Here is a 24111-nt window from a genome sequence, read left to right as displayed (position 1 = left end):
ATGGCACCCTACGCTGATATTCTTGATCAACGATTGCTGCAGATCGAGCAGCAGTTACTGCCGATTCTTGCAGCCATGATCAACGATCCGCTGCCAGAACGGGCCACCCAACTGGTGTTTGATTTTCAACAGAACTATTCTCAAATGGTGGTAGAGATTGTTGGCTTGCCTGCAAAAGCCCGATCAAAAACACCCAAACCCAAAGCGATTTCAGCCTGCGTCTTACAGTTGAACTGGCTGCAGGCAATTCGCACCGTGCCCGATTTCAATTACTACGACTTCATCAAACAATATCCCAACGGCTACGAGCAACTGGATAATCAATTCCTGGAACGGTTCCCACAGTGGTGGTGCCGTGCAGGTGGGAATCATTATCCAATCAGTGCACAATTGAATGTTTCCCGCAGGCAGATTCCGCTGGCATGGCGTGAAAACACCATCGAAACTGCTGAGATATGGAAGCCAGGTGTCGCAACCACAACATCCGTACCACGACCTGCCGATACTGGTGCGGAATCCCCCACTTCGTTATGCTTGTCGCTGGAGTTTCAGAAGAACGTCTGGCCACAGGATCTTGGCAACGGCCTGATGCTCAGTGGGCATCTTTGGAGTTCACCCAATCTGTATACTTCGGCAATCTCGTGGCAGGAAGGCAACGGAGATGAGGCGGTGCTCTGCTTTGCCGAATGGCCGATGTACCACCAGCCGATGATCTTCGAACGCACCTGTGCGGATGGCGGCCTGGAAAAACTACTGGTCTTTCATGATCATGTGGGTGCAGATCAACTGAAGGCCGCACAACAGGTCACCGTGGTGCGGAAAAGATTGACCAGCAATCAATAACAGAGCTACCATGAAAAATTACTCAGGATTGATCGCCTCCCAGCGAAAGTCCCGCTGCAAGTGGTAGGCACGCTGATCGGTGGGATCGATACACACCAGATTCACCCAACCATTGCCAAACAGCTTCTGCAGAACAGCTTGCGATTGAATGATCCCATCCAGCATGGTGCATGGTGCATGGACTACTGTCAGCAGTCGCATTGGCTCGTGGTATGGGGTGCCATGTTTCGAGTAGACTGATTGATACGGCAAGCCGTGCATTAAATCGCTGGCATTTCCCTGCATCGCTCCGATCTTGCCTGTAATGTTCTGGGTGATTTTGCTGCCACCACCATAATTCACGGGATCGAGCGTGGAAAACAGATACTGGCTGTTGATCCATTGTGCCACCACCATCGGTGCGGTCAGAATTGTGGTGAGCTGCGTCCCATCCGGATCATTCATCCAGTCATAGGAATGAAGAAAGCACCGTCCTTCCAGATCCAGCGACTGGGTTAATCGACGAGAACCGACAATAAAAGCAGCATTTCTGGCCAGGCCCCACTCGGGGCGGGTTTCTGCCCAGTCTACGCTCCGGCGGCTGGTTTCGGCAATGGCATGTTGATGATGGCAAGCAGCACCCAGCGTGCGGGCACGATTGCCCGTATTCACGCTGCGTGCCTGTTCCAGATCAGCTTTGATCACATCCAGTTGTTGGCGTTCCCATTCGGTGGCATGGCGGGGCAGATAAAACTGTACTTCATCGGTCGTGGTGTTGTGCTCTGCACCCAGAAACAGCGTGTAGGGACGGATCGTAATCCCACGCTCTGTCAGGTGGGCACGCACCATCACGTTGTTCAGAATGCTGGCCAGTATGCGGGCATTTCCCCCACCGTGATTTCCGCCACAGGCGCCGCAATCCAGTGCGGAACCATAGGCGTTGTTCACAGTGCTGCTGCCATGCCCACAGAAGATCACAAATGGGGATTCGATTGCCGTTAAGCCCAGCATTCGCAACACAGTTTCCACATAATCAACTTGTGCTGTGGTAGATATTCCTTCCAGACAAGGTTTGACCTGGATTTCCGGCACTACCCCACCCCGGAACAAACGGGCAAATTTTGCAGTCACCTTTGGGAAGAGCGACTTGCACACCATCTTGATTCCCAGCACCGGCCCAATGGTTTCTGCCAGCAGAAAGGGGGTGGTAAAGTTGTATTTCAAGCGGGTATAACTATCCTTGAACAGCCGAAGTAAACGATTGCCACGAGCATGCTTTCTGATTGTTTCTGGCGAATCATCTGCATGCTCACGGATGTGATGCTTAGGATTCAACAATACCGGACAGGACGCATAAGCGTTCTGCTCCCCATAAGGATGAATTTCGACTGGAATGCCGAAAAAGCCCGCAAAGCCCAGGGTTTCGTAATTTCCAATCTGTTCAATTGCCCGCCGAAATGATTCAGATCGCACATCAATACAAAAAACGAACTGGGCGTCTGGTCGCACGGTTTCCGTGGGCAATTCCTGCTGACTGTTGTGAAGCAACTCGGGAATTAGTTTCTGGCGGAAACCTTGTTCGGCAGTGGTAAGTGAAGACAAATCAGTCGACTGCACAGCACATGGGATCGCACTTGCTGCTGGCCACAACAACTGCGTCAATACCAGGCGAACAGCCAGATATTCAATCAAAGAGGCACGCACCCCATTTCCCTGGGTGGGATAGAGTTCTAACCACTTCACGTAGCCAGACCAGCCCGGTAATGCCTCCAGAGACTGCCGAAGAAACTCTTCCTGATCTTCGGAGGGAATCTCAAGCTGTCTGAGAGAGTCCTCAATCGCCTGGATGGGTGATTCCGGCAGATTTTTTACCAGTGCGTGATCTTGCTGGGTGCGAATTAAGTTCTTATCGAACCGCACCAGCTGTACAAACGCATAATAAAAACCCTTGACACGCTCCGGAATCGGAAACGTTGCCTGGCCTTCATCAAAATAGGCACCGCACCATTTAATCATTTGGCGATTGACCGCCTCGCGCCCATCCTGCTGCTCATTCTGAATCGCATGTTGCTGTCTGGCGATGGCAACAGCCTGCTCAAAGGGCAGGTATTCTAAACCTTGCAGTGGGTTGACCGCAATGAAGTTTTTCAAAGGCCACACAGGGGAAACCGTGTTGGTAGCGCGGGCAATCAGATCGAAAATTGCCTGATGCCCTGCTAGTGCTTTCGTATGCTGGCGGGTGTACTGATTTGCAAGTATATTCATGGTTTTCTCCTGTTAAATCTGGTAGGCGGATCGTATGGCTGTAATTGTCTGTGGGTGGGGCTGGCTGGTATTTAACGCCATCATGTACAGCCGTTTCCAGGCAGTGGTGGCCTGTAATTTTCCGGGAAGATCCAGCAGCATGGCCAGCCACACCAGGGTAAAGCTGCCAAGCCCCGCAAAGTATACAGGATTCATTGCTTGCGCTGGGATGGCACTCAATGCGGGCAGCAATTGTTCCAGCAGGCTGATGCTGAAGCCGTAACAAATCCCCACCATGATACTGGCCAGAATGCTGATGAATACGGAGCTGATGGTGCGACCCTGAGCGAGCGTCTTGATTGCCAGGTGGGATGATGCCAGCAGCACCATCAGAATTAACAGACAACGAGTGTCTGCTAATTGAATCGGCAGGTTGGTAATACCACAAAAAGCGAACACGCCCACCATGCCAGCAATGAGTCCCAGCACCACGTGGGAGAGTGTGGGGGATGCCTGTGAAGTTGCAGTCCGCTGATCCCGCACACTGGTGCCAGCATTCAGAAACAGGTAAGCTTTGAACAGGCCATGCCAGCACAGATGCGAAATTGCTGGCACGAACAGGCCCATCCCACATTGCACCAGCATAAAGCCCATTTGGCCAACCGTAGAACAGGCAAGCATCCGCTTGATATCCGTTTGAATCAGTTTCCAGAACGTGCCCGCAAAGGCAGAGATCAAGCCAACAACAAAGATGCTTTGCAGCAACCACGGTTGTTCAGCGACGATGGGAGCAAATCGTACAATCAGATAACCCCCACCGTTCACCAGGCCAGCGTGCATCAATGCCGATACGGGGGTGGGTGAATTGAGGGACGATAATAGCCAGCGATGGAATGGCAACACGGCACATTGAGCCATGGCCGCGATGGCAATGCACAGCAAGCCGATTCCACTCTGAGTGGTGCTGAGTTTGTCCGACTGCAGAACACCATCAATGGTGATCGAGCCCGTATGAACGTATAACAGATACAAACCCGCACCCAGGGCAATCGTGCCGATGCCCAGTGTTTTGAATGCCAGCAAGCCGGAATTGCGTGCAGCGACCCACCGACTGTTGTGGATCATCAGTAGGACCAGCAACAGATTACTGATCAACCATGCACACCAGAACAGGAGCAGATGATTGGAGAAAACCAGCACAATCATGGTACAGGTGAGCAGTGCCACTAGCCCGCGGTGACGACGCTGTAAGCGATCACCTGCGAGATATCGACCAGAGAATGCCGACACACTGATCGAGACAACCAGGATCAGACCTGCCATCACCCACGATAAATTGTCCGATTGAAAAACAACCGAATCAGTCATTCGAATCACCACTCCTGTATTCAAAGGCATGACTTCTCACATGTCCCTGATAACCAATGTACATAGTCGTTGATATTTGTAAAATTGAAGTTATTGATCGATACGATAAGTTTTTCTTATAGGTGAGCTGATGTCGTTCTTTGTCGATACGGTGCAACTGAGAAGTTTTGTTGCGATTGCAGAAACCGGAACTTTTGGCCTGGCTGCGGCCACAGTGAACCGCACCCAATCTGCCATCAGCCTGCAGATGAAAAAACTGGAAGACCAGCTGGGCTGTGCTCTCTTTGATCGTTCCGGACGTCGTGTGGTGCTGACACCGGAGGGGGAAATCTTTCTTGGCTATGCCAGACGAATCATTGCACTTCAGTGGGAGGTGTACAGTCGGCTGAAAGAGCCGGAAATGGAAGGTGAGATTCATTTTGGTACTCCGGAAGATTTTGCGACCCATTATTTGCCGGATGTGCTGGCGAGCTTTCGACAGCACCACCCGAGGGTGCAGTTAAATGTTTCCTGCAATCTGACGCTGCACCTGATCGACGGTTTTCATCGTGGGGAATACGATGTGATCCTTGCCAAGCGCGATCCCCAGCGTGTGAAAGGTGGGACAAAAGTCTGGCGAGAACCTCTGGTGTGGGCAGCCGGCAACGATTATCAGATGGAAGAACCTCTATCGCTGGTGCTGTCGCCACAACCATGTATCTACCGCACACGTGCCATTGCCGCACTCGACCGAGCGAAGAAAAGCTGGCACATCAGCTATACCAGTCCCAGCCTGGCAGGAACGCTGGCTGCGGTGAAGGCGGGCCTGGGGATTACGGTGCTGCCAGAACATATGATCCCCGATGGAATTTACCCAATTCGCAAAGAGAAAAAAATGCCACACCTGGCCGATGCCGAACTGGCACTGATGAAAAAAGAGGAGCTTTCAGTGGTGGCAGAGCTGTTTGTCGAACACATTGTTCACAGCCTGGAACGACTGAAAGGGTAGCTGTCCTCACTCGACGAAATCATTAGGCAATTCGCTTCAACTTGGTGCCGTCACGAAACGATTACCGAGCATGGAATTATTTCCACGTTATATTAATATATCCACTACTCATCCAATTTGGACAATTTTTTTCTTGCTGGGACGTATTTCCCATAAAGCCGGTTGCCACAAGTGCTTTTTTGACAGGAATTTGCGCGAATGAAAACTTTTTTGTGAATTTTTGTAAAAATTGATATCACCCCCCACAGAACATTAAGGAATGATAGTGTACAAAAGTAAGATTATCTTCCACGAATGTTGTGTAAAGTGGCCGCAGCATCCTGCCGCAGTTTTTTCTTGTTCACCAGCTGGAAGCAGGTGCCACCCTTTCGCAACTGTCCAGAAAGAGCTTGCACTGAAATGGAGTAGTAAGGGTAATTGATATTCTTATTACTGTCCGAACACACCAAACCAGAAGCTGAAGATCTGTTCCTGGTCGTTCTGGCCTTTCACAATCGGGAAGCCGAAGTCGATTGCCAGTGGGACCGGTCCTAACAGTTGTGGCATGCTGATCCGCAGACCCACCCCAGCCGTGAGACGGTAATCGTTGATGGTGAAATTCCGCTCCACTGCACCAGAATCCACAAAGCCTACCAAGTACAGGCTTTCGCTGGGTACCAGTGGGATTTGGTATTCCGCACTGTTCATGAAGGCAAATTGGCCCCCGACGTTATACCCATTTTCAAACGGCCCCACGCCACGGAACTGGAAACCACGGATGCTGCGGAAACCACCACCGTAGAAGCGTTCGAAGACGGGGGTATCATCACCTGCCCACGATGCCTGGCTGCGGAAGGCCAGCACATGCTTACCTGTGCGGTCGGTGCGTTCATATGTGGTAAAGAAGTTCGTGAATTCCCCTGTCAGAATCGGAAACTGGTAGTCCCCGAATACCTGTTCGTAGCTAAGATCCAGCACACTTCCCGAGGTGGGGCGGAGATAATTGTCCCGCGAATCGCGTCGCAGGTTCCCACCAACACCCGTCAGGAAACTGTACCCTTCATCCCGCCTGATATCCATTGGTGCGTTGAAAGGCAGGTCGCGAACGGTCACACCTTCCACCCGAGTGGATAGCGATGCCGACCAGAACTGATCCAACCGGCGGCCTAAGGTAACGCGTCCACCCAGTCGGTCTTCTACATATTCGTTATACCCACGGTTGAAGTAATACCCGCTGACACTCAGGCTGTAGGGTGAATCAAACAACCTGGGGTCGCGCCAACTGGCGGTATAGCGCTGGAAAATATTCCCAGGCACAGCTTCGAGGCGAAATTCCTGGCCACCCCCACGGAAAGCCCGCAGGCTGGTAATATCATCGATACTGGTGGGGAAACGAAACAGGTCGAAGTTTCGCTCGTTCCACACCACGCTACCGGTAATACCCGCATCGGAGTTAATGCCACCACCCACCATGAAGCTGCCTGTCTGTGCTTCACGCACGGTAACAAACACATCTTTCAGGTTGGGGTTATCAATCGCATCACGCAATTCGATGGTGGGCTGCACACCTTCCATCGGATTATCCATAAAGAGTTGTGTGCGGCGGAGATTGTTTTCAGCAGTTCGCACACCAGGATAGGAAAGCACCTGACCCGGCAGAATACCAGCATCGGCCAATTCCCGCAGAATAATCGAATCCTTGGTAACTGTATTCCCGCGGACGTACATTCGCCCCACGCGGGAAGGTGGGCCTTCCATTACCTGATAATTCACATTCACCACTCCTGTACCAGGCTGGGCTTCCACAAATTCTTCGCGAATGGCGATTGCTCTGCCCTGGTAGCCGTACAGGTCCTTAATTCGGTTAATATCGCTGCGGATAATTGTTCGATCGTAAAACTCATCCCCACGCAGGTTGGTGTAACCCAGCAGGAACTTTTCAGAGTATTCTTTGTTGCCCACCACACGGACCTGGCCCACTTTGTAGCGGGTGCCTTCTTCCACGTGGAACACCACATCGACCCAACGGTGGTCATCAGAGAACATCCGCTCGGCACGCACCTTGGCATCCAGATAACCCAGTCCGTGGTAGTATTCGGTCAATTGTTCCGCATCATGTTCAATCTGGCCTGGGTTGTATTCCCCCTGAATCAGCCCACCGATGCGGGCACGGGAGATCGTCAGGCGATTTCTCAGCATCCCACTGGAAATGCCCGATTCGTGGGGGCCTAGAAATTTGAAATCCACTTCGCGGATTTTAATTTTTGGACCTTCCACAATATCAAAGACCACCCGTTGATCCGTAACACGGTTTCCTTCCCGCAACGTTACGCTGGCGTGGTAGCGACCCTTTTCCTGATATTTTCTTAATATGTTCAACCGTGCCTGATCGTTTCGCTGGGGCGACATCGCCATCCCACGTCGCAATCCGGTCAGTTCATCCAGTTCTTTCACACTTAAGTGGTCTGCCCCAAGGTACTTAATATCGGTGATCATGTTGGGAAGTTCTTTCACATACAGAATCACCTGAATCCGCTGATCCGGCAACTCGACCGTGCGTTCTTCGATACCGTTTGCCGCAAACCAGCCGGTCTGGTGCAGGCGCCGCACCCCTTCCCGCATGGTTTCGTAAGTATAAGCCTGGCCAGGCCTTACACGAAATACTTCGAGAATACTGGCAGTGCTGCGGACCTGGTTTTCCTTCACCACGACTTCAGCAATTTCTTTTCCAATAGGAGAAGCAGCGAAGGCGGGACGGCACAGTCCGATGAATCCAGCGAAAGCAATCACGGTGAAACAAGTGCGAACCATCAGCCAGCCCCACAGATGACAAGTTCTTAATTTATCAGTACTTACAACAACAAAGTCCGGTTGAATCAACCGTTCCAGGTGCGTAGCCCACCTCTACGACAACAGTAGGAAAATATTCCCTGTTTGTTGAAGTTCGGGTGCGATACGCGAGAACCAGATTCCTGTCAAGCCGCACCGACGGAGATAGATAATAAAAATGGAATATAATTGCCTTGTTATAAAAAATAGCGATTCAGCCACATTCTGATCACTTTCTCATTATTTCGATTGAACTAGTCATTCCCATTGTGTCGATTGGAGAAGTGGCAGAATTTTCCCCATTTTCTCAGAAAGTTCTGTTAGAGTAACCTTTAACCGCACCGGAGACCCCAAAAATGAAAATGCATCGCTGGCTCGTGATCAGTACCCTGGCACTTGGTATCTGCTCGACCACCACTTATGCCCAACGTGCAGGTGGCGGGGGTGCAGGCGGCCTTGGAGGCGGAGGTGCCGGATTTGGAGGTGCGGGCGGTGGATTAGGTGGAGGTCAAGGTTTTGGTGGCGGCCAGGGTGGTGGTTTTGGTGGAGGTCAGGGTGGTACTGCCGGACGAGGCGGCACCACGAACGCGACGAACTTTCTGGCTGCCACTTACAGTAACCCACTTTATTCCGGACGGCCGGGTGTTCAGATTCAGACCCCAGGTGCAGCAACCGGTGCCCAATCGATTGAACAGAACAACAATAATCGTGCCATCACTGGTGAAGGTTTTGGCCAATCTTCATTTGGCAGCAGTGGTACCACAGGCGGCACAGGAGGCTTTGGGGGTGGAGGCACCACAGGAGGCTTTGGTGGTGGCACAGGCGGAGGTACTGGTGGCACCGTTTCCTTCGGTGGTGGCACCACGGGAGGCACTGGCGGCTTTGGTGGAGGACGTACGGGTGGCACCACAGGATTTGGTGGAACCAACGCATTAGGTGGGGGAGGTGCCGGCCGCACGGGCTTTGGAGGCGCAGGTGGGGCTACTGGTTTTGGCGGAGGAGCCACAGGTGGCCTGGGTGGCGGACGTGCAGGTGGTGTTGGCGGTGCTGGTTCAACGCAAATGGCTGGTGGCCCCAACGTCATCACTTACACTGCCACATTCCGCTTTACCCCGAAAGTGCCCCAGATCCCACAGATTGTTACTGATTTACAGGCCATGCTGCAACGATCTACCACAATTTCCAATCCCGCAGGCATTCGCATTGAAGAAGCTAACGGGGCAATTCTCCTGACCGGACGTGCCGCCAACGATGATGAACGTCGACTGATTGAAGGGATGATCCGACTGACCCCAGGTGTGCGTCAAATCCGCAACCAGATCACCGTACCGTAAATACTCCCATCTCAAGAATCACATACTGGCGATTTACTTTCTACCTGCGAGCTGGAGAGTTTAGAAAAGATTAAACAATGAGCCAGAACTCATTTATGAGTCTGCACTCATTTCTTCGGCCTGGTCGGCATTTTCAGGCCACGGTGGGAGAGGATCGTTGAATGTGAGCCAGCCTTCCGGCCCCATCGCAAATTCATCATCCGTCAACAACACTCGGTCGAGGGCGGCCTGAACCGCACTTGGTTCCATCTTATAGCCAATAAAGACCAGTTCCTGACGTCGATCACCCACTCCATCAATGAAATGTTCCGTAATCGAATCCCGATGCGCCGGATCGGTGGGCCATTCATCACGAGGAACATCTGCCCACCAGATGGCCTGTGGGGATAATTCCATCACGCGGCCTGCGTGCGACCATAACCCCACCCACTGCGGACGGGTGGCAATCCAGCAATAACCTTTGGAACGTAACAGACTTCGGGTATGCTCTTTACTGGTCATGAACTGGTAAAGGCGTTCCGGATGGAAAGGCCTGCGGGCACTGTAGACAAAACTGCTGATGCCGTATTGATCGGTTTCCGATTGTTCTTCCCCACGCAGGGTTGCTAGTGCTCTGTCACGACTTAATTGTCGGGTAAACCGATTTTAATTTCGTTCGTGCTTCGTCGATCTTCATTTGCCAGTCAACGCCACGCTGTGTGGTGTTGACATCGTTCGACCATGCCTCGGTTTCTTCACTCAAAGTGGCAACATCTTCAAAGCGACGGTCCGCGACACATTGGCGGGTTAACGAACTCAGTTCATTCTCTGCGATGTTCAGCCAACTTCCATGCTTGGGTGTGTAGCAGAATTCGATCCGTCGAACCAAGGTCCGCGCACGCGCGGGTTCAAACGCTTCATAGAACGCGCCTTGGTGTGGGTGTTGAGGTTGTCACACACCACGATCACTTTGGCACATGACGCATAGCGACCCTCCAACAACCGAGCCATTTCGATGGCCCAGTCAATCTTCGTCCTCCGTTCGCGAACGGAGACTTCACGCCAACCGACCAGCGGTTCGGTAAACATGAAGATAGCCGCCGTGCCCGCTCGTTCGTATTCGTAGTCAACCCGCTTGGCATGTTGGGCCGTGGCGGGAATAGGAACGCGTGTTTCTTTCAACAACTGCACCGGTTGTTCGTCCATGCACAGGACCGGCACGTTCGGATCGTACGGTTTTTCGTAGGTTTCCAGCACATCTTCCATATGGGCGACAAACTCGGCGTCCGCCTCCGGAGGATCACCCAATATTCAATCTTCCGATTCGTCATGCCATTTTTTTTAGCGTGCGTCGGACCGTTTCGTAGCTCACCGACTCCACGATTTCCAACTCCACGACCTTGCGTGCCAGCAACCGAAGCGTCCAGTTGTTGTAGCCTTTCGGAGGCGGCCCAAGCCGAGTCGCGATGATGCGGGCCTCTTGGTCGCCCGTCAATAGCTTATCCACGGGTGGTTGCTGACGTTTAGCTCGGTTGAGTGTTTCTTCAAATCCTTGCTCGACGAACCGCTGGCGAAGCCGTTCCACGGTTCTAGTCCGACACGAAAACGCCTCGGCAATACGCTCATCAGTCCAATTCGGACCATCGGCATCTGCCTTCAGCAGAATCTGAGCACGTCGAACTTTCTGCCCGGTTCCCTTCAACTTCTTGACGACACTCTGAAGCTCGACTCGTTCTTGCTTTGTCAGTCGAATGATATACAACTTCCGCATGGCAAACTCCTTGTACCATGCAGTATCGCAGATTTGACTGGAATTGCCAATCCGACTTTTTAGATGTGACAAAGCACTAGCCACCCTGGTGCGGCGGAAGCCTTTTCCATATCGAATAAGCCGGTTCCCAGCACATTGCCCAGTTCAATCTGCCCACGTGAGGTTGGGATAAGATGGGCTGATGGGTTCAGCGATTTCAGAATCGATTGAATCAGTTCCAGTTGCGTCTGATTGATGAGATCCACTTTGTTAATGAGGATGACATTGGCAAATTCGATCTGATCGACCAGCAGATTCACGAGATCCCGATCATCCTCTTCGCCCATCGACTGCCCGCGTTCCTGTAATGAATCGGAGGACTGGTAATCTTCCAGAAAGTTCAGGGCATCCACCACCGTCACCATCGTATCCAGGCGGGCCAGTTGGGATAGACTATAGCCGTCTTCATGTTCAAAAGTGAACGTTTCTGCCACGGGAAGTGGTTCGCTGATCCCGGTAGATTCGATCAACAGGTAATCGAACCGTTTTTCCTCTGCCAGTCGAGCCACTTCTTTCAGCAGATCTTCCCGCAGTGTGCAACAGATACAACCGTTCTGCATCTCCACCAACTGCTCTTCGGTGCGGGACAGTGCTGCCTGGCCATTCTTGACCAGTGAACCATCAATGTTGATTTCGGACATATCGTTGACAATCACCGCCACCTTCATGCCTGCCCGATTGTGCAGCACGTGGTTCAGGACAGTTGTTTTGCCAGCACCCAGAAAACCGGAAAGCACGGTAACGGGCAGCCGGGTATCAGTTGGAGAATCAGCGATCATCGGCGAAAAGTTCCTTTATGAATGAGTTGGTGATACCGCACCGCTGGTGCTGGTGTGGGAGAAGCGACTGTCTGAATTGCGGTTGCCCAGACACCATGTGCAGGTAAATCGCTGGTGTTCAAACGATGCAGTTTCTTTGCTAGTTGCGACCACTGCCAGGCCAATTTGGCACCAGGCACCTGATATTTTTTGGGGGCGGCTTCAATGGTGGACTGGCGATAGCTCACCCCCTGGGTTTCAGCAATCCAGTGTTCGTACTGGCTGATCCACAAAAAAAGCTGCTTTAGCATGGCCTGCATCTGATTTGTTTCTGTGCGGGTAGCAGTTTTCTGTATTAATGGCAGGTCGTGCCAGTAGTGCACGGGTCTTGGTGGGCGGTGCCGCAACCGTTTCGGCTCAAATCGTGACCGTTGCAGAAAGACCCCATCCCCTTGTGGGGAACAGCACATGATGCCAAAACCCCACAGCCAGACGATGTTGCCCTCGTTAGTGGAGGCAGAGTACATGGTGCCATCTTTCTGATGATTGGCATCACGATAGCGGCACATCCCCAGATCGAGCAGCAGATTGCCTTTTGGGTGCAGAATATCCCGCCCCCAGCACCACAATTGCTGGTCGAGTAGTTTTGCTGCCTGCGTGCGGAATTGAGATCGTTCAAACCGAACCATGAATCAACCACAAAGAGTAAGTCTAGGTATTCTAGTATATTACAAAGTATAACAGGTTAGTACAGCTTTCCTCACGAAGGTGAGAGAAATATCATCTTTTCCCCACAAAATGCAAAAATCCTTGAAACCATTTGCTGTGGGCTGTATCCAAGCAGGTGGTTGAGTCTATAAATCTGCCGGTAGCCTCCATGCGGTATTCATTTTTATGAGAAGAGTCCACGAAATGGTGAAAAAATAATGAGTTCCCACGCCGATAATAAAGGTACGCACGGCCATGGTTATCAATTCCGACCGTGGTACCGAATCAGGCAACTGATTCTGGTCGATCGTTCTGATATTTATCTGATCGTCACATTCGCGCTATTAGTGGCAATCTTATCGCTGGCCACACCGATTGCCGTGGAGGCGATGGTCAGCACCGTCATGTTTGGCGTGCTGCTCTGGCCGATTATCTGGCTGGCAGTGGCCCTGTTTGGCTTTATGTTTCTCTCTGGTCTGATTCGAGTTGCGGAAGTTTATGTCATTGAAATTCTGCAGCGACGAATCTTTGTTCGGGTGGTGGAGCGCTTTTCGCGTTTGATCCCACGTGTTCAGATGACAGAGTTTAACCATGAATACGGACCCGCACTGATCAACCGGTTCTTTGATGTGCAGAAAGTGCAGAAATCGATGGCGACTCTGTTGCTGGACGGTATTGAACTGGTGCTGATCATTATCGTCGGCCTGACCGTACTGGCATTTTATCACCCATTACTGCTGGCCTTCGACGTCGGTCTGATTGTCTGCCTGATTTTGCTGATTCTTCTAGGTCGTGGTGGGGTGAAGACGAGTATCGAAGAATCCCATGTGAAATATGAAGTGGCGGAATGGCTGCAGGAACTAGCCCGCATCCCACGTACCATCCGCACGGCGGGTGGGCCGGTGATTGCGGTCAATCGGGCGGACCACCTTGCCCATGAATATGTGATTGCCCGCAAAGCCCACTTTTCAATCGTCTTTCGGCAATTCAGTTTTGCAGTGCTGATCCAGATCGTCGCCAACGTGCTGCTGCTGGGTCTTGGTGGCTGGCTGGTAACGAAACAGGAACTGACCATCGGCCAGCTAATCGCCAGCGAACTGATTATTGCGATGGTGGTGAACTCGCTGTTGAAGATCTACAAATATCTCGATAGCTGGTATGATCTGTTCACGGGTGTGGAAAAGCTGGGTGTGATCGATGATCTGCCCACCGAACGGGATACTGGTGCCCCACTGCCTGCACGGCCCGTGGGGATCAGCATCAAAGTGCAGGATGCCACCTTCAGAATTTATAATCAAACCAAGTTTTTCCCGAACTTCACAATCCGTTCCGGTGAAAAAATTGCTCTGGTGGGCTCGGCAGGGGTGGGTAAATCAGTGCTGCTCGATTTCTTTTCCGGTTTCAAAGAACCCACCAGCGGTGTGGTATCATTAGATGGGGTATCGCTGAAAGAACTTCAACTGGAAAGTGTCCGGCAGCAGGTATCGGTGGTGCACGAACTGGAGATTATTAACGGTACTGTGTACGACAATATCCTGCTTCGGCGAGAAGCGCTGACAGTAGAGCAGATTTCCGAAGCCCTGGACCGTGCGGGTATTCTGAATATTGTCAATCATCTGGAAGATGGCCTGCAAACCAGATTGATGCCGAATGGACGCCCACTTTCGGAAACGGAAGCGATGCGGTTGTGTATCGCTCGAGCGATCGTTGCTGGCCCCCGCCTGCTGGTGCTGGATGGGGTGCTTGATCGGTTGGATCTGGAAGAATGCCCCCGCCTGCTGGAAACGCTATTTGCAGAAAACGCCCCCTGGACCCTGGTTGTGGTGACGCGAAATCAGGAAATTCTGGATCGGTGTGATCGAGTATTAAACTTGGATTATTCGGAGGTTGATGCATGACCATGCAAACGATCGAACGTGCACCGGAAGCAGGGGAGATCACGCACATACCGGATCAGGGGATACCCATTGCTGCCCATATGGGGTTCTCCTCGATGGAGCTGGTCAAGTCGTCCCGCCGAATGGTCCAGTTTGGCAGATTACTGGGATTGTTGTTCATCCTGATCCTGATTGGCTTGATATTCCTGCCGTGGCAGCAAACTGTGACCGGACGTGGTCAATTGATCGCCTACAAGCCGGAAGAACGCCAGCAAACGGTCATGGCACCGATCAGTGGGCTTATTACCAAGTGGCACGTTGTGGAAGGTTCCCAGGTCAAAGTGGGTGACCCGATTGCAGAACTTGTTGATCCCGACCCACAATATGAACAACGGTTGCTTGAAAGAAAAGCAATTCTGCAAAAACGGCTCAAAGAAGCACTTGGCCAGGCGGCAAGACGACAGGATGCAATCAACCGCATTCGGGAATCGCGGAAAGCACAACAGGATAGTGCGGACCGTGCCGTGAACATCATCATGCAGACGCTCTCAGCACGAGAAAAGTTGTTGAATAGCACTGAGGTCAATCTGAATCTGGCGAAGAAGGAACTGGAATTGATTGAACCTCTGGTGGAGAAAGGGTTGCGCCCAGAGATCGAGTTGATCCAACGTAATGCCAAAGTAGCCGAACTGGATCTCGCATTTCAGAGAGCTAATGCCGATGTGCTGGCTGCAAAAGAATCGGTCGAACGGGAAAAATTTATGCGCAGCCGCGTGGATGCTGATACTGCACGTGACCTGGTGCTGGCAGAGCAGGATCTGAATCGGATTCAAGGGGAGACTGTCGAAAAGATCCGCAGTGAAATCCAGGAGATCGATACTACCTATTCCCGCTATCAGATGCGTTTTGTGAAAGCCCCCTGTACTGGCACTGTTTTCCAGATTCTCCAGAATTCCAGTCAATCTGGGTCGTCTCTGAAAGCTGGTGACCCTTTGGTAATTATTGTGCCCGACAGCAACGACTATGTGGCAGAAATTTTTATCGATGGTGTCGATGCTCCGCTCATCCAACGGGGCCCTGATGGTCGATATCCTCATGTAAGATTGCAGTTTGAAGGTTGGCCTGCGGTGCAGTTCACCGGTTGGCCTTCTGCTGCTGTGGGAACCTTTGGCGGGCGGGTACGACAGATCGACCAGACCGATAATGGCAAAGGCCAGTTTCGGGTGCTGATTGAACCAGACCAGCAGTTTGAGAACGATATCTGGCCTGGAAAAGAGTATCTGCGACAGGGAAATCAGGTGGTTGGCTGGGTATTTCTCAACCGCGTTACCCTGGGTTGGGAAGTCTGGCGACGACTCAACGGCTTCCCACCTGTACTTGGGAAAGAACCGCCTTCGTCTCCCAAATCGGATGACAAAAAGTAGCGTTGGTTGCCTGCAGCCAACAATAACAGAGGTTTCACAATGCGTTGGCAAGGATGCCTGATTATTTTCCTGATGCAATCGCCGCTGGTGTGGGCACAGGATCAGTTTGCGAGCGACCGCGTTGTTCCGCCAGTGGTCAATGTGCCCCCTGCCACCAAAAAGGTGCCGCAGCAACAAGAACTGCTGCCCGCGAATTTTCAACAACCCAAACTCAATCCGTTGCCCAAAATACCGGATAAATTGCCCAACTTCAATATTGTTCTGCCAGAACTCAGTCCCGCTATCCCCAGAACCCTGCCCCGTCTGCAAGGTACCCCGCCCAGTGCGGTACTGGGTGACTTGACGTTGTCTGAAGTGCTGCAATCAGTTGATAATCACTTCCCACTGCTGCAGGCTGCCCGCCTGGAACGTTCCGTGGCGGAAGGGAAGCTGCTTTCCGCCTTCGGTGCGTTCGATTTGAACATCACCGCAGCCAGTTATAACTCACCACTGGCCACTTATGAGAATTACGGCTTTACCACGGGGCTCAGTCAGGCGTTTACCGATTCCGGTGTCAATGTCTTCAGCAGATACCGTGGGGGCTTTGGCGATTACCCCGTCTATAAAGGTGGGGACAAAACCGCCGAAGGTGGGGAGTTTCGAGCCGGTGTCAGCATCCCTCTGTTACAAAATCGCGATATTGATCGGGCTCGGGCGAACCTGCAGCAGGCAACCATTGGGCGGGATGCTGTTGAACCACTAATCCAGTTACAGAACATTCGCCTGCAACTGGCAGCCAGCCGTGCCTATTACGCCTGGGTAGCGACAGGCCAGCGTCTACGAATTGCCCGCGAACTGGCAAAACTGGCCCAGGATCGCGATGAACAACTCCGAGCCGTGGTGGCAGGCCAGGTTGCAGCGAAAGTGGAACGGGCCAACAACCTGCAGAGCCTCTATGGCCGGAATGCCAGCCTGGTCGAAGCGGAAGAGATGTTCGCCAAGGCGGCCGTGGATCTTTCAATGTTTCTCCGCGATACCAATGGGGAATCGGTGCTGCCTGCCTACGGTCGGCTGCCGAACTTTCCAATGATGAGCGAACCCGATGGGGAACAACTGCAAGCCGCAATCGACTATGCCTGGCAGAACCGCCCCGAATTACTCCGCCTGGCCTACCAGCGGGAAGTACTGGAAGTGGAACTGCGGCAATCGCAAAACCTGACCCAGCCAGCATTTAACGCCATTATTTCTGGTGCCACCGATGTGGGTTTTGGCAAACCAGCTACCGGCCCTTCTCGACTGGATCGACAGTCCGTGGATGTGGGGGTCGAATTTCGCCTGCCCTACCAGCGACGCGACGCCTTAGGAAAAGTGTTTGCCATTCAGGCCCAGTTGGCACAGGTCAACCAGGAAATTCGAAATCAGCGGGATGTCATCCGCACCGAAGTCCAGAATGCATTTGTGGCACTGGAACGTGCCCACGAGCAAACGAAACAGGTTTCCGAACGGGTGCGTTATGGCCGCATGGTTGCCGATGGCGAGCAAGTGCTGTTTGAGGCGGGCTTCAGTGAAGTCTTCAAGGTCAATATTCAGGAACAGTTTGCCTTCGATGCCCAGCTAGGCGAAGTGAGTGCCCAACTGAAATATTTTATTGCTGAGGCACAATACAAGGCCGCCCTGGGATACCTGGTGCCCGTCCGCTGACACATTACTATCTATTTTTTCTCTTCTGGTTGGACAGCACCTGCAGAAGGCCAGTCTGTGTCGCCAATTCGACGCAAATTCATTTCCATAAAGCGAAAGGGCTTCTGATCAGGAATCAGTCTCTCACCATATTCAGTCCATTTACCCTCAGTAATTTCCGCAACATAACGAATCGTGGCAGGCCCTGCTGGAATTTCCCAGGTAAAGCCAGTTTTGGTCAATTTGATTTCAAATTCACCCACGCGGCCTTGTGCGGTGGATCGCATCGTAATTTTCTTGCTCATCGGATCGTAAGTAATCATCGCAAACGCATTGAAGACGATTTTCCCATCCTCATCATATGCTCTGCCTTCGACTGCTTTTGCAGCTCCTTCTAGCATGGAACCCACACGCTCTGTCTGTACCATTTCAATTTTTTTACCATCTGGCCGAATCGTCCAGGCCGTCCCACGCCATTTACCATCCATCTTTTTGAGCGGGGCCAGTGCGTTCTGCTGTTCAGCGATCAACTTCTCAGCAGAGGGAAATTGCGAAAACAGATTGGAAGCCCAGAAGCAGACAACTGCAGAGCATAACATAAATTCGGATTTCAACATCGATTGTCTCCCAAAGTAGCTGTTACAAGCACTGTCATCAGAATATGAAGTCGCACCAGAGCGAACACGTTGCGGTAGAGGTGATACAAATTTTGCAAAAATTCACAAAAAAGTTCTGATCGTCGCAAGTTGTTTTCAGATAAGAGGTTACGGCTGCCAATCTTGGCCAGAATCCGTCCTGGCGAGAAAAAAATCGCCAGAATTTGGCGGGCCGTGGATATATTAATATACAGTGGAAATAATTCCACGCTCCGAATTTGGTCTTTGACAGCATCGAAAATGAGGGCACCTCATGACAAACGAAACCATGATATCCGCAGCCACACGGGCTGCAAACGGGTACTTTCCAGAAAAAGGCAGGACTTGAAGCAAAACTTTTCTTATGCCAATAAGTAATTCTTTGGCGAGAAATCGAATGAAACCTGCGGGTCTGTTGCCGGACTGGATGATTGAACGGGATGTCAAAATCGTGCCGTTCGAACCACAGAAAAGTCGTCCCGGCGTAATTTCTTATGGCGTCACCAGTTACGGTTATGATGTGCGGCTGGATCAACGCTTTAAAATTTTCACCAATGTCTTCGGTGCAGTGGTCGACCCAAAATCGTTTGATCCCCGCTCTTTTGTGGAACATGAGGGGGAACATTGCCTGATCCCACCGAACTCCTTTGTGCTTGCAGAAACGGTGGAATACATTGAAATCCCACGCGACGTCCTGGTGGTATGTGTGGGGAAAAGCACCTACGCCCGCTGTGGCCTGATTGTGAATGTTACCCCACTGGAGCCGGAATGGCGGGGCAAGGTGACGCTGGAAATCAGCAATACTACCCCACTGCCTGCACGTATTTATGCTGGGGAAGGGATTGCCCAAATGCTGTTTTTCCGTGCGGCAGATGTCTGCAAAACCAGCTACGCCGACAAACGTGGCAAATACCAGGATCAACCCGGCCTTACCCTACCGTTCGTGCAACCAGGCGACGAAGACGGTGAGTGAACCCCGCGTTTATCCAATCATATCGAAGTTCTAAACCAAAATCAGATTGAAAATCGGAGTTTTTCCGCTTGAGGATCGACTTCAAATCTTGGCCACAGTCTTTTAATTATTTCATCCGGAGTTTCATTCAATGTATCGATGAATCCTTTGCAAGCGTCGAACAAGTCACGCAAGGTTGCAAAACAACAATGTTGCGTGACCTCTTCACGCATCCATTTCCATAACCCTTCAATGGGATTGAAATCGGGACTATAACTGGGCAAAACTACTATTTCGATGTCCAACTCGCTGGCTTTGGTTCGAACGAACTTCGCCTTGTGCCAAGGTGCTCCATCCCAAATTACCACAACACGTCGACCTTGTCTTTCTACCCAATCGTTCACTCGGTGCAAAAATTCAGCCGTGTTTTCCTTGTTGCATTTGCCTTCGTTCCAGATCAAACATGCACCAGCACTGAAATTGTAAGCACCATACCAGTTGATGCGATCGGACAGCGGAGGGCAATCACTCACTCGCCAAGCCGATTCTCCCTTGCGCCACCAAGTATAGCCCAAGTCCATATCACGATGAAAATGGGATTCATCAATATAAATGATCACGATATCGCCGCGACACATTTGCTGGTACATATCCGCGAACTGTTTCAGGTATTCGGCCCGCTTTTCAGGGTCCCCTTTGCCGAACAGTTTCTTGCATTTCTTCCAGCTCAATCCCGCTAATTGCAGGATCCGCCGCACGGTATTCCGAGATACATACCGCTGGAATTGACAACCGATCCAGTTGCACAACTTCCTGATCGTCCATCCGTGGCCTGGCAATTGGTGATCTACCGGATCGCTTTTCAGAACGGCATCAACGATCTGCTCTATCTGCGACTGGACAAAAGGGGGACACGGCCGCCAGTACGCCGATAAATCAAGGCGTCAGGTCCATGGTTGTTATATTTATGAACCCAGTTCAACAACACATCGTCGCAACGTCCAATTTCTGCGGCATAAGCAGTTGCGTTAGTGTGACCAAGAGCAATTTGGTACAAAGCCATAAACCGCTCCCGAGTACGAGGATGCTCGGATTCCAGAGCCAGGCGACGCAAATCATCGGTGGTTTGATTCCATTTAGTAGTGTTCGGTCGGATCATCCTTGATCTCCAAAGGTTGGTCGACTTGCCTAGGTTGAACATTCTGACCAGCTTAACATAACTCACCAAATCTGTAAACACCGATTTTCAATCTGATTTTGGTTTAATTATTTGATTTGGCTTTGGAAGTGGGTGATATTCGCCCAGTACCCACATGGCAAAATAGTCTGCATCGAATTGCCCTGGCGGCAACAATTTACACAAATTAGGCAATCTCAACCACTTTGCGTGGGAGATTCACTCGTATTGACGGAAACCGCCCGCCACATTATTGTGCAAAATCTACAAGGTGCAAGGAGGCATCGTGTTACGCAAACGGCTCACACGACTTGCAATCACCATTTCATTCATCGCCATCGTTGGTATTTTTCTTTACCAGAGATTTGGCATCAATGAAGAAATTACCAACAAGGTGCGCCTGTCTTTACAAAAAAAGTTTCCAAATTGTGATATTGAAGTGGGGTCGGCATCCTTCCGCCTGTTCGGTGGTATTCGGATCAACCATGTGGTGATTACGCCACGAAGCAGTGCCAATCGCGAGCCACTGATCGACATTCCAACAGCAATCATCTGGCCGGACAAAGAAGCCCTGTCACGTGGGAAACTAGCCGCCTGGAAAATTGAATTTCACCAGCCCAAAATTGTCGCACGTCGGAACAGTGCGGGAACCTGGAATTTATTAGAAGAATTTAATCCTGCCAATGATGATGAAATTGTCCCCATCCTGGTGCTGAAAGATGCCACCATTGTCGTGGGCGACGATGCACGCTCCGCGACAGAACTTGTGACATTGAATGAAGTCCAGTTAACGGTCATCAATGATCCGCAAGATCTTTTCAGTGTGGAACTTACGGCAAATTCAGATATTACCGGCCCTTTTCAGGTGCAGGCTAAATATCGCACGGTGGGGGAAGCAATTGTCGACATTTCCGTCGAAAACCTCCCACTGCACGGTGGGGTGCGTCGTTTAATGGCCACGCTGGCACCCGACGCCCACGAACAGATGCAGGGAATCCGTGGGAATGTGCAACTGAACGGTCGCTTGACCTGGCGCCAGGGTCACCAGCCCACCTGGGCCTATTCGTTCGATCTCAAATTGCGTGACGCCTCAGCGCAGCACCCCGAACTGCCTGTAAAGTTCAGCCAACTGGAACTGGATGCCAATATTACGCCGGAAACAATTCGTGTTACGCGATTTGTTGGTCAGGCCGATGGAACAGAATTGCGTGCCCACCTGGAGATGGGTAATCCTCTGCATCAACCGGAGATGGATTTCTCACAAATTCCTAATTTATTGCAGCACGTGGAAGTGTCGTTGGTCAATCTGGAGCTGAATCAGGCATTGTTTGATCGCCTGCCACCAAAATACAAAGAAATTCAGGATATGTTCGCACCCAAAGGGAAAGCGGACATTATTGTGGAACGCACGTTTACCAAAGAAGAGCCTAAAACCCGCATTACCTTCCAGCCACGTGGGATGTCTGCAATGTATCGGGGTTTTCGTTATCCCGTCGATCAGATTCGCGGCAATATTGTGCTGACCGTTCAGGAAAACCGCCCCAACCAGTTCGAACTGGACCTTGTCGGTGAGGGGAAACAGAAACCTGTGACCTTGAAGGGTACAATAGTCAGTGGGCTGGACGGTTCTGTCGATCTGGTGCTGACGGGTTCCGATATTCTGCTGGATGATACGCTGATTGATGCTCTGCCGGATCACTATCCCACGGTCATCCGCTCGCTGCAGCCAGAAGCGGTGGGCGATTTTACCGCACGGATTCGCCATAATGAATCGATCCGCCAGAAGCACGGGCCGGATGCATTTGACAATGAATTCGACATCACAATTAAGAAGGGCTCCCTGAATTACCAGCGATTTCGCTACCCACTGACCGAACTGGCGGGTAAATTGGTGATCCGCACTGCCCAGGATGAACCCACTGCGGTGCAGCCCATTGCACCTGGTCAGCCAGTGCAGCCGTTTCGTGGGGAAATCGGCTCGCTGCAGATCAAAGATTTCACCGCCCGTGGCACCGGTGGGGCATTTTTGAAAATCAGTGGCTCCCGCACACCAGAAGACCTGGGCGCGGTCTTTCGCCTCAATATCAGTGGCGAATCAGTCCCACTGGATGGTTCGCTGCACAAAGCCATTGGTGATATCAAGTTGAATAGTGCCTGGGATTCTTTCGATCCCACGGGACGGATGAATTGTGAAATCCGCATTGTGCTGCACGATCGGGTGGATGAACAGTTAAAGGCAGCCGAATTTATCCCCGCACGTGATCTGGAACTCGGCTTATCGTTTAACGGAATCACCATTCGGCCTGTTTTCTGGCCGTACGCACTGAATCAGGTGACTGGACGGCTGAAGTATGCCGATGGCACCGTCACGATGGGCGAAATTTCGGGAAGCCACCAGCGGACAAGCCTGAAAGTGGCCAGTGCCACAATTCAATTACCCCTGCGTGGGGGCTATTATGCGGATATTCGCGATGTCCGTGCGGAACATCTGACGATCGACGACGATTTTCTCCACTCTCTCCCACGTGGGATCCAGGATACCTGTAAGTCGCTGGAACTGAATGGGGATTTTCAGCTCCACGCCAAGCAATTAGTGGTCAGCAACTACCCACCGGAGGCAGAAGGGGCCAATCCGATGCTGGTGGGAGATCAGGCACCTGAAGAAGATCATTTGTCGATTTATTGGAACGGTACCGCCCAGTTTACCAATACCCGCTTCAATACCGGCGTGCCCTGGACGGGCGTCCGTGGGCGAATCTCATCGTGGGGCCTGTTCAAAAATAACCAGTTGGATCGGGTGGTCAGCGATCTGGCAATCGATCAGGCAGCGGTGTTAAAGCAGCCAGTCAGCCAACTCACCGCTGCAATGAAGATTTACCCACAAAAGCCAGATATTCTGGCGATTGAAACGATTCGCGCTCAGATTTACGGTGGGGAAATTGGCGGGGAAGCCCGCATCCGCATGGGCAGTCCGATGCTGTTTTCGCTGTCGCTCGATGGTGCGAAGCTGAAACTGGAAGAATTTGCCAAAATCAACCACCTGGGGCCCAAAACGCAACTCGCGGGTGATGCCACCCTGCAACTGCGGCTGGCCAATCCAATCGATCCCCAAAGCCGAATGCCAGTCATTCAGGGCAGTGGGGCAGTGGATATCCCCAAAGGCAAAATCCTCGACCTGCCATTCATGCTGGATATTATCAAGCTGGTTCGCCTGCGACCGATGGACCACACGATGTTTGAAGAGGCACACGCCGTCTTTCGCATCCGTGGCAACCGCGTTCGCTTTGGCCAGCTTGACTTGCTGGGCAATGCTGTCAGTCTGGGTGGGGAAGGGGAAATGAACCTTGATGGCACTGACCTCGACCTGGAATTCTATACGGTCTGGACCGATCTTCGCAATCTGTTTGGTGTTTCTGGCAATCTTTCTTCGCGTCTCAGCAGCCTGCTCTATAAAATTAAAGTGAAAGGTGAATTGAAAGAAGGAAAAATCCGGACTGAACAGGAAGCCTTGCCCGCATTAACCGATCCCGTTCGACGGCTGTTTCAATATGTCCGTCCGAACCCGTAA

20 protein-coding genes are annotated in these 24111 nt (G+C 51.7%); 9 read left to right on the top strand and 11 right to left on the bottom strand.

The window, feature by feature from the left end; all coding sequences use genetic code 11:
- Window positions 1-843 (top strand): hypothetical protein, encoded by an 843-nt coding sequence (locus R3B84_24200; protein ID MEZ6143678.1) that lies wholly within the window; start codon window positions 1-3, stop codon window positions 841-843.
- Window positions 844-861: 18 nt separating this feature from the next.
- Here R3B84_24200 and R3B84_24195 read toward each other — a convergent pair whose 3' ends face one another.
- Together R3B84_24195 and R3B84_24190 are read right to left on the bottom strand one after the other, a co-directional pair.
- Window positions 862-3087 (bottom strand): DUF2309 domain-containing protein, encoded by a 2226-nt coding sequence (locus R3B84_24195; GenBank protein ID MEZ6143677.1) that lies wholly within the window; start codon window positions 3085-3087, stop codon window positions 862-864.
- A gap of 12 nt (window positions 3088-3099) precedes the next feature.
- On the bottom strand, window positions 3100-4434 hold the full coding sequence (locus tag R3B84_24190) for a proton-conducting transporter membrane subunit (protein ID MEZ6143676.1): 1335 nt from the start codon (window positions 4432-4434) through the stop codon (window positions 3100-3102).
- Between the two features lie 130 nt (window positions 4435-4564).
- On the opposite strand from R3B84_24190, the gene R3B84_24185 reads away from it, so the two are divergent.
- Window positions 4565-5422 (top strand): LysR substrate-binding domain-containing protein, encoded by an 858-nt coding sequence (locus R3B84_24185; GenBank protein ID MEZ6143675.1) that lies wholly within the window; start codon window positions 4565-4567, stop codon window positions 5420-5422.
- 429 nt (window positions 5423-5851) lie between these two features.
- Here R3B84_24185 and bamA read toward each other — a convergent pair whose 3' ends face one another.
- Window positions 5852-8212 carry an outer membrane protein assembly factor BamA gene (gene bamA / locus R3B84_24180; GenBank protein ID MEZ6143674.1) on the bottom strand — a complete coding sequence of 787 codons (2361 nt, stop codon included), beginning with the start codon at window positions 8210-8212 and terminating at the stop codon, window positions 5852-5854.
- A 374-nt stretch (window positions 8213-8586) separates the two neighbouring features.
- On the opposite strand from bamA, the gene R3B84_24175 reads away from it, so the two are divergent.
- Complete coding sequence (locus R3B84_24175) at window positions 8587-9564, top strand: BON domain-containing protein (GenBank protein MEZ6143673.1); 978 nt, start codon at window positions 8587-8589, stop codon at window positions 9562-9564.
- A 93-nt stretch (window positions 9565-9657) separates the two neighbouring features.
- Here R3B84_24175 and R3B84_24170 read toward each other — a convergent pair whose 3' ends face one another.
- Genes R3B84_24170 through R3B84_24145 form a run of 6 tightly spaced genes read right to left on the bottom strand, consistent with a single transcriptional unit; the run spans window position 9658 to window position 12800 of the window.
- A complete protein-coding gene (locus R3B84_24170) occupies window positions 9658-10125 on the bottom strand; it encodes a GTP-binding protein (GenBank protein MEZ6143672.1) in 468 nt (155 codons plus the stop codon).
- Window positions 10126-10180: 55 nt separating this feature from the next.
- A complete protein-coding gene (locus R3B84_24165; protein MEZ6143671.1) occupies window positions 10181-10432 on the bottom strand; it encodes a transposase in 252 nt (83 codons plus the stop codon).
- Complete coding sequence (locus R3B84_24160) at window positions 10381-10851, bottom strand: transposase (GenBank protein MEZ6143670.1); 471 nt, start codon at window positions 10849-10851, stop codon at window positions 10381-10383. Before R3B84_24160 ends, R3B84_24165 begins: the two co-directional genes overlap by 52 nt.
- 19 nt (window positions 10852-10870) lie before the next feature.
- Window positions 10871-11314, bottom strand: a complete 444-nt coding sequence (locus tag R3B84_24155; GenBank protein ID MEZ6143669.1) for a helix-turn-helix domain-containing protein — start codon at window positions 11312-11314, stop codon at window positions 10871-10873.
- 59 nt (window positions 11315-11373) lie between these two features.
- On the bottom strand, window positions 11374-12132 hold the full coding sequence (locus R3B84_24150) for a GTP-binding protein (protein ID MEZ6143668.1): 759 nt from the start codon (window positions 12130-12132) through the stop codon (window positions 11374-11376).
- Window positions 12129-12800 (bottom strand): hypothetical protein, encoded by a 672-nt coding sequence (locus tag R3B84_24145; GenBank protein MEZ6143667.1) that lies wholly within the window; start codon window positions 12798-12800, stop codon window positions 12129-12131. Before R3B84_24145 ends, R3B84_24150 begins: the two co-directional genes overlap by 4 nt.
- A 237-nt stretch (window positions 12801-13037) precedes the next feature.
- Here R3B84_24145 and R3B84_24140 point away from each other — a divergent pair, with 237 nt between their 5' ends.
- The 3 genes from R3B84_24140 to R3B84_24130 are packed head-to-tail and all read left to right on the top strand — an operon-like array spanning window position 13038 to window position 17800.
- A complete protein-coding gene (locus R3B84_24140; GenBank protein ID MEZ6143666.1) occupies window positions 13038-14717 on the top strand; it encodes an ABC transporter ATP-binding protein in 1680 nt (559 codons plus the stop codon).
- Entirely contained in the window at window positions 14714-16120 is a 1407-nt protein-coding gene (locus R3B84_24135; GenBank protein ID MEZ6143665.1) for a biotin/lipoyl-binding protein, read from the top strand. The genes R3B84_24140 and R3B84_24135 overlap by 4 nt, the downstream gene beginning before the upstream one ends.
- Before the next feature lie 39 nt (window positions 16121-16159).
- On the top strand, window positions 16160-17800 hold the full coding sequence (locus tag R3B84_24130; protein MEZ6143664.1) for a TolC family protein: 1641 nt from the start codon (window positions 16160-16162) through the stop codon (window positions 17798-17800).
- An 11-nt stretch (window positions 17801-17811) separates the two neighbouring features.
- On the opposite strand, the gene R3B84_24125 is transcribed toward R3B84_24130, so the two are convergent.
- A complete protein-coding gene (locus R3B84_24125) occupies window positions 17812-18396 on the bottom strand; it encodes a hypothetical protein (GenBank protein MEZ6143663.1) in 585 nt (194 codons plus the stop codon).
- A 445-nt stretch (window positions 18397-18841) separates the two neighbouring features.
- On the opposite strand from R3B84_24125, the gene dcd reads away from it, so the two are divergent.
- The gene (dcd, locus tag R3B84_24120) at window positions 18842-19387 is read left to right on the top strand and encodes a dCTP deaminase (protein ID MEZ6143662.1); all 546 of its coding nucleotides are present in this window, start codon (window positions 18842-18844) and stop codon (window positions 19385-19387) included.
- Between the two features lie 41 nt (window positions 19388-19428).
- Here the strand turns inward: dcd and R3B84_24115 are convergent, their stop codons facing one another.
- On the bottom strand, window positions 19429-20205 hold the full coding sequence (locus R3B84_24115; GenBank protein MEZ6143661.1) for an IS630 family transposase: 777 nt from the start codon (window positions 20203-20205) through the stop codon (window positions 19429-19431).
- Here R3B84_24115 and R3B84_24110 point away from each other — a divergent pair.
- Complete coding sequence (locus R3B84_24110) at window positions 20152-20301, top strand: hypothetical protein (GenBank protein ID MEZ6143660.1); 150 nt, start codon at window positions 20152-20154, stop codon at window positions 20299-20301. The two genes, R3B84_24115 and R3B84_24110, sit on opposite strands and share 54 nt — an antisense overlap.
- Before the next feature lie 528 nt (window positions 20302-20829).
- A complete protein-coding gene (locus tag R3B84_24105; protein ID MEZ6143659.1) occupies window positions 20830-24111 on the top strand; it encodes an AsmA-like C-terminal region-containing protein in 3282 nt (1093 codons plus the stop codon).

This window comes from Zavarzinella sp., assembly GCA_041399155.1.
Lineage (GTDB): Bacteria > Planctomycetota > Planctomycetia > Gemmatales > Gemmataceae > JAWKTI01.
Note: the sequence above shows the minus strand (reverse complement) of the source record. Positions and strands in the feature narration are given on the sequence as shown.

Coding starts and splice junctions, on each gene's coding strand:
- R3B84_24200 (MEZ6143678.1), top strand. CDS start 1: ATGGCACCCTACGCTGATATTCTTGATCAACGATTGCTGCAGATCGAG.
- R3B84_24195 (MEZ6143677.1), bottom strand. CDS start 3,087: ATGAATATACTTGCAAATCAGTACACCCGCCAGCATACGAAAGCACTA.
- R3B84_24190 (MEZ6143676.1), bottom strand. CDS start 4,434: ATGACTGATTCGGTTGTTTTTCAATCGGACAATTTATCGTGGGTGATG.
- R3B84_24185 (MEZ6143675.1), top strand. CDS start 4,565: ATGTCGTTCTTTGTCGATACGGTGCAACTGAGAAGTTTTGTTGCGATT.
- bamA (MEZ6143674.1), bottom strand. CDS start 8,212: ATGGTTCGCACTTGTTTCACCGTGATTGCTTTCGCTGGATTCATCGGA.
- R3B84_24175 (MEZ6143673.1), top strand. CDS start 8,587: ATGAAAATGCATCGCTGGCTCGTGATCAGTACCCTGGCACTTGGTATC.
- R3B84_24155 (MEZ6143669.1), bottom strand. CDS start 11,314: ATGCGGAAGTTGTATATCATTCGACTGACAAAGCAAGAACGAGTCGAG.
- R3B84_24150 (MEZ6143668.1), bottom strand. CDS start 12,132: ATGATCGCTGATTCTCCAACTGATACCCGGCTGCCCGTTACCGTGCTT.
- R3B84_24145 (MEZ6143667.1), bottom strand. CDS start 12,800: ATGGTTCGGTTTGAACGATCTCAATTCCGCACGCAGGCAGCAAAACTA.
- R3B84_24140 (MEZ6143666.1), top strand. CDS start 13,038: ATGAGTTCCCACGCCGATAATAAAGGTACGCACGGCCATGGTTATCAA.
- R3B84_24135 (MEZ6143665.1), top strand. CDS start 14,714: ATGACCATGCAAACGATCGAACGTGCACCGGAAGCAGGGGAGATCACG.
- R3B84_24130 (MEZ6143664.1), top strand. CDS start 16,160: ATGCGTTGGCAAGGATGCCTGATTATTTTCCTGATGCAATCGCCGCTG.
- R3B84_24125 (MEZ6143663.1), bottom strand. CDS start 18,396: ATGTTGAAATCCGAATTTATGTTATGCTCTGCAGTTGTCTGCTTCTGG.
- dcd (MEZ6143662.1), top strand. CDS start 18,842: ATGATTGAACGGGATGTCAAAATCGTGCCGTTCGAACCACAGAAAAGT.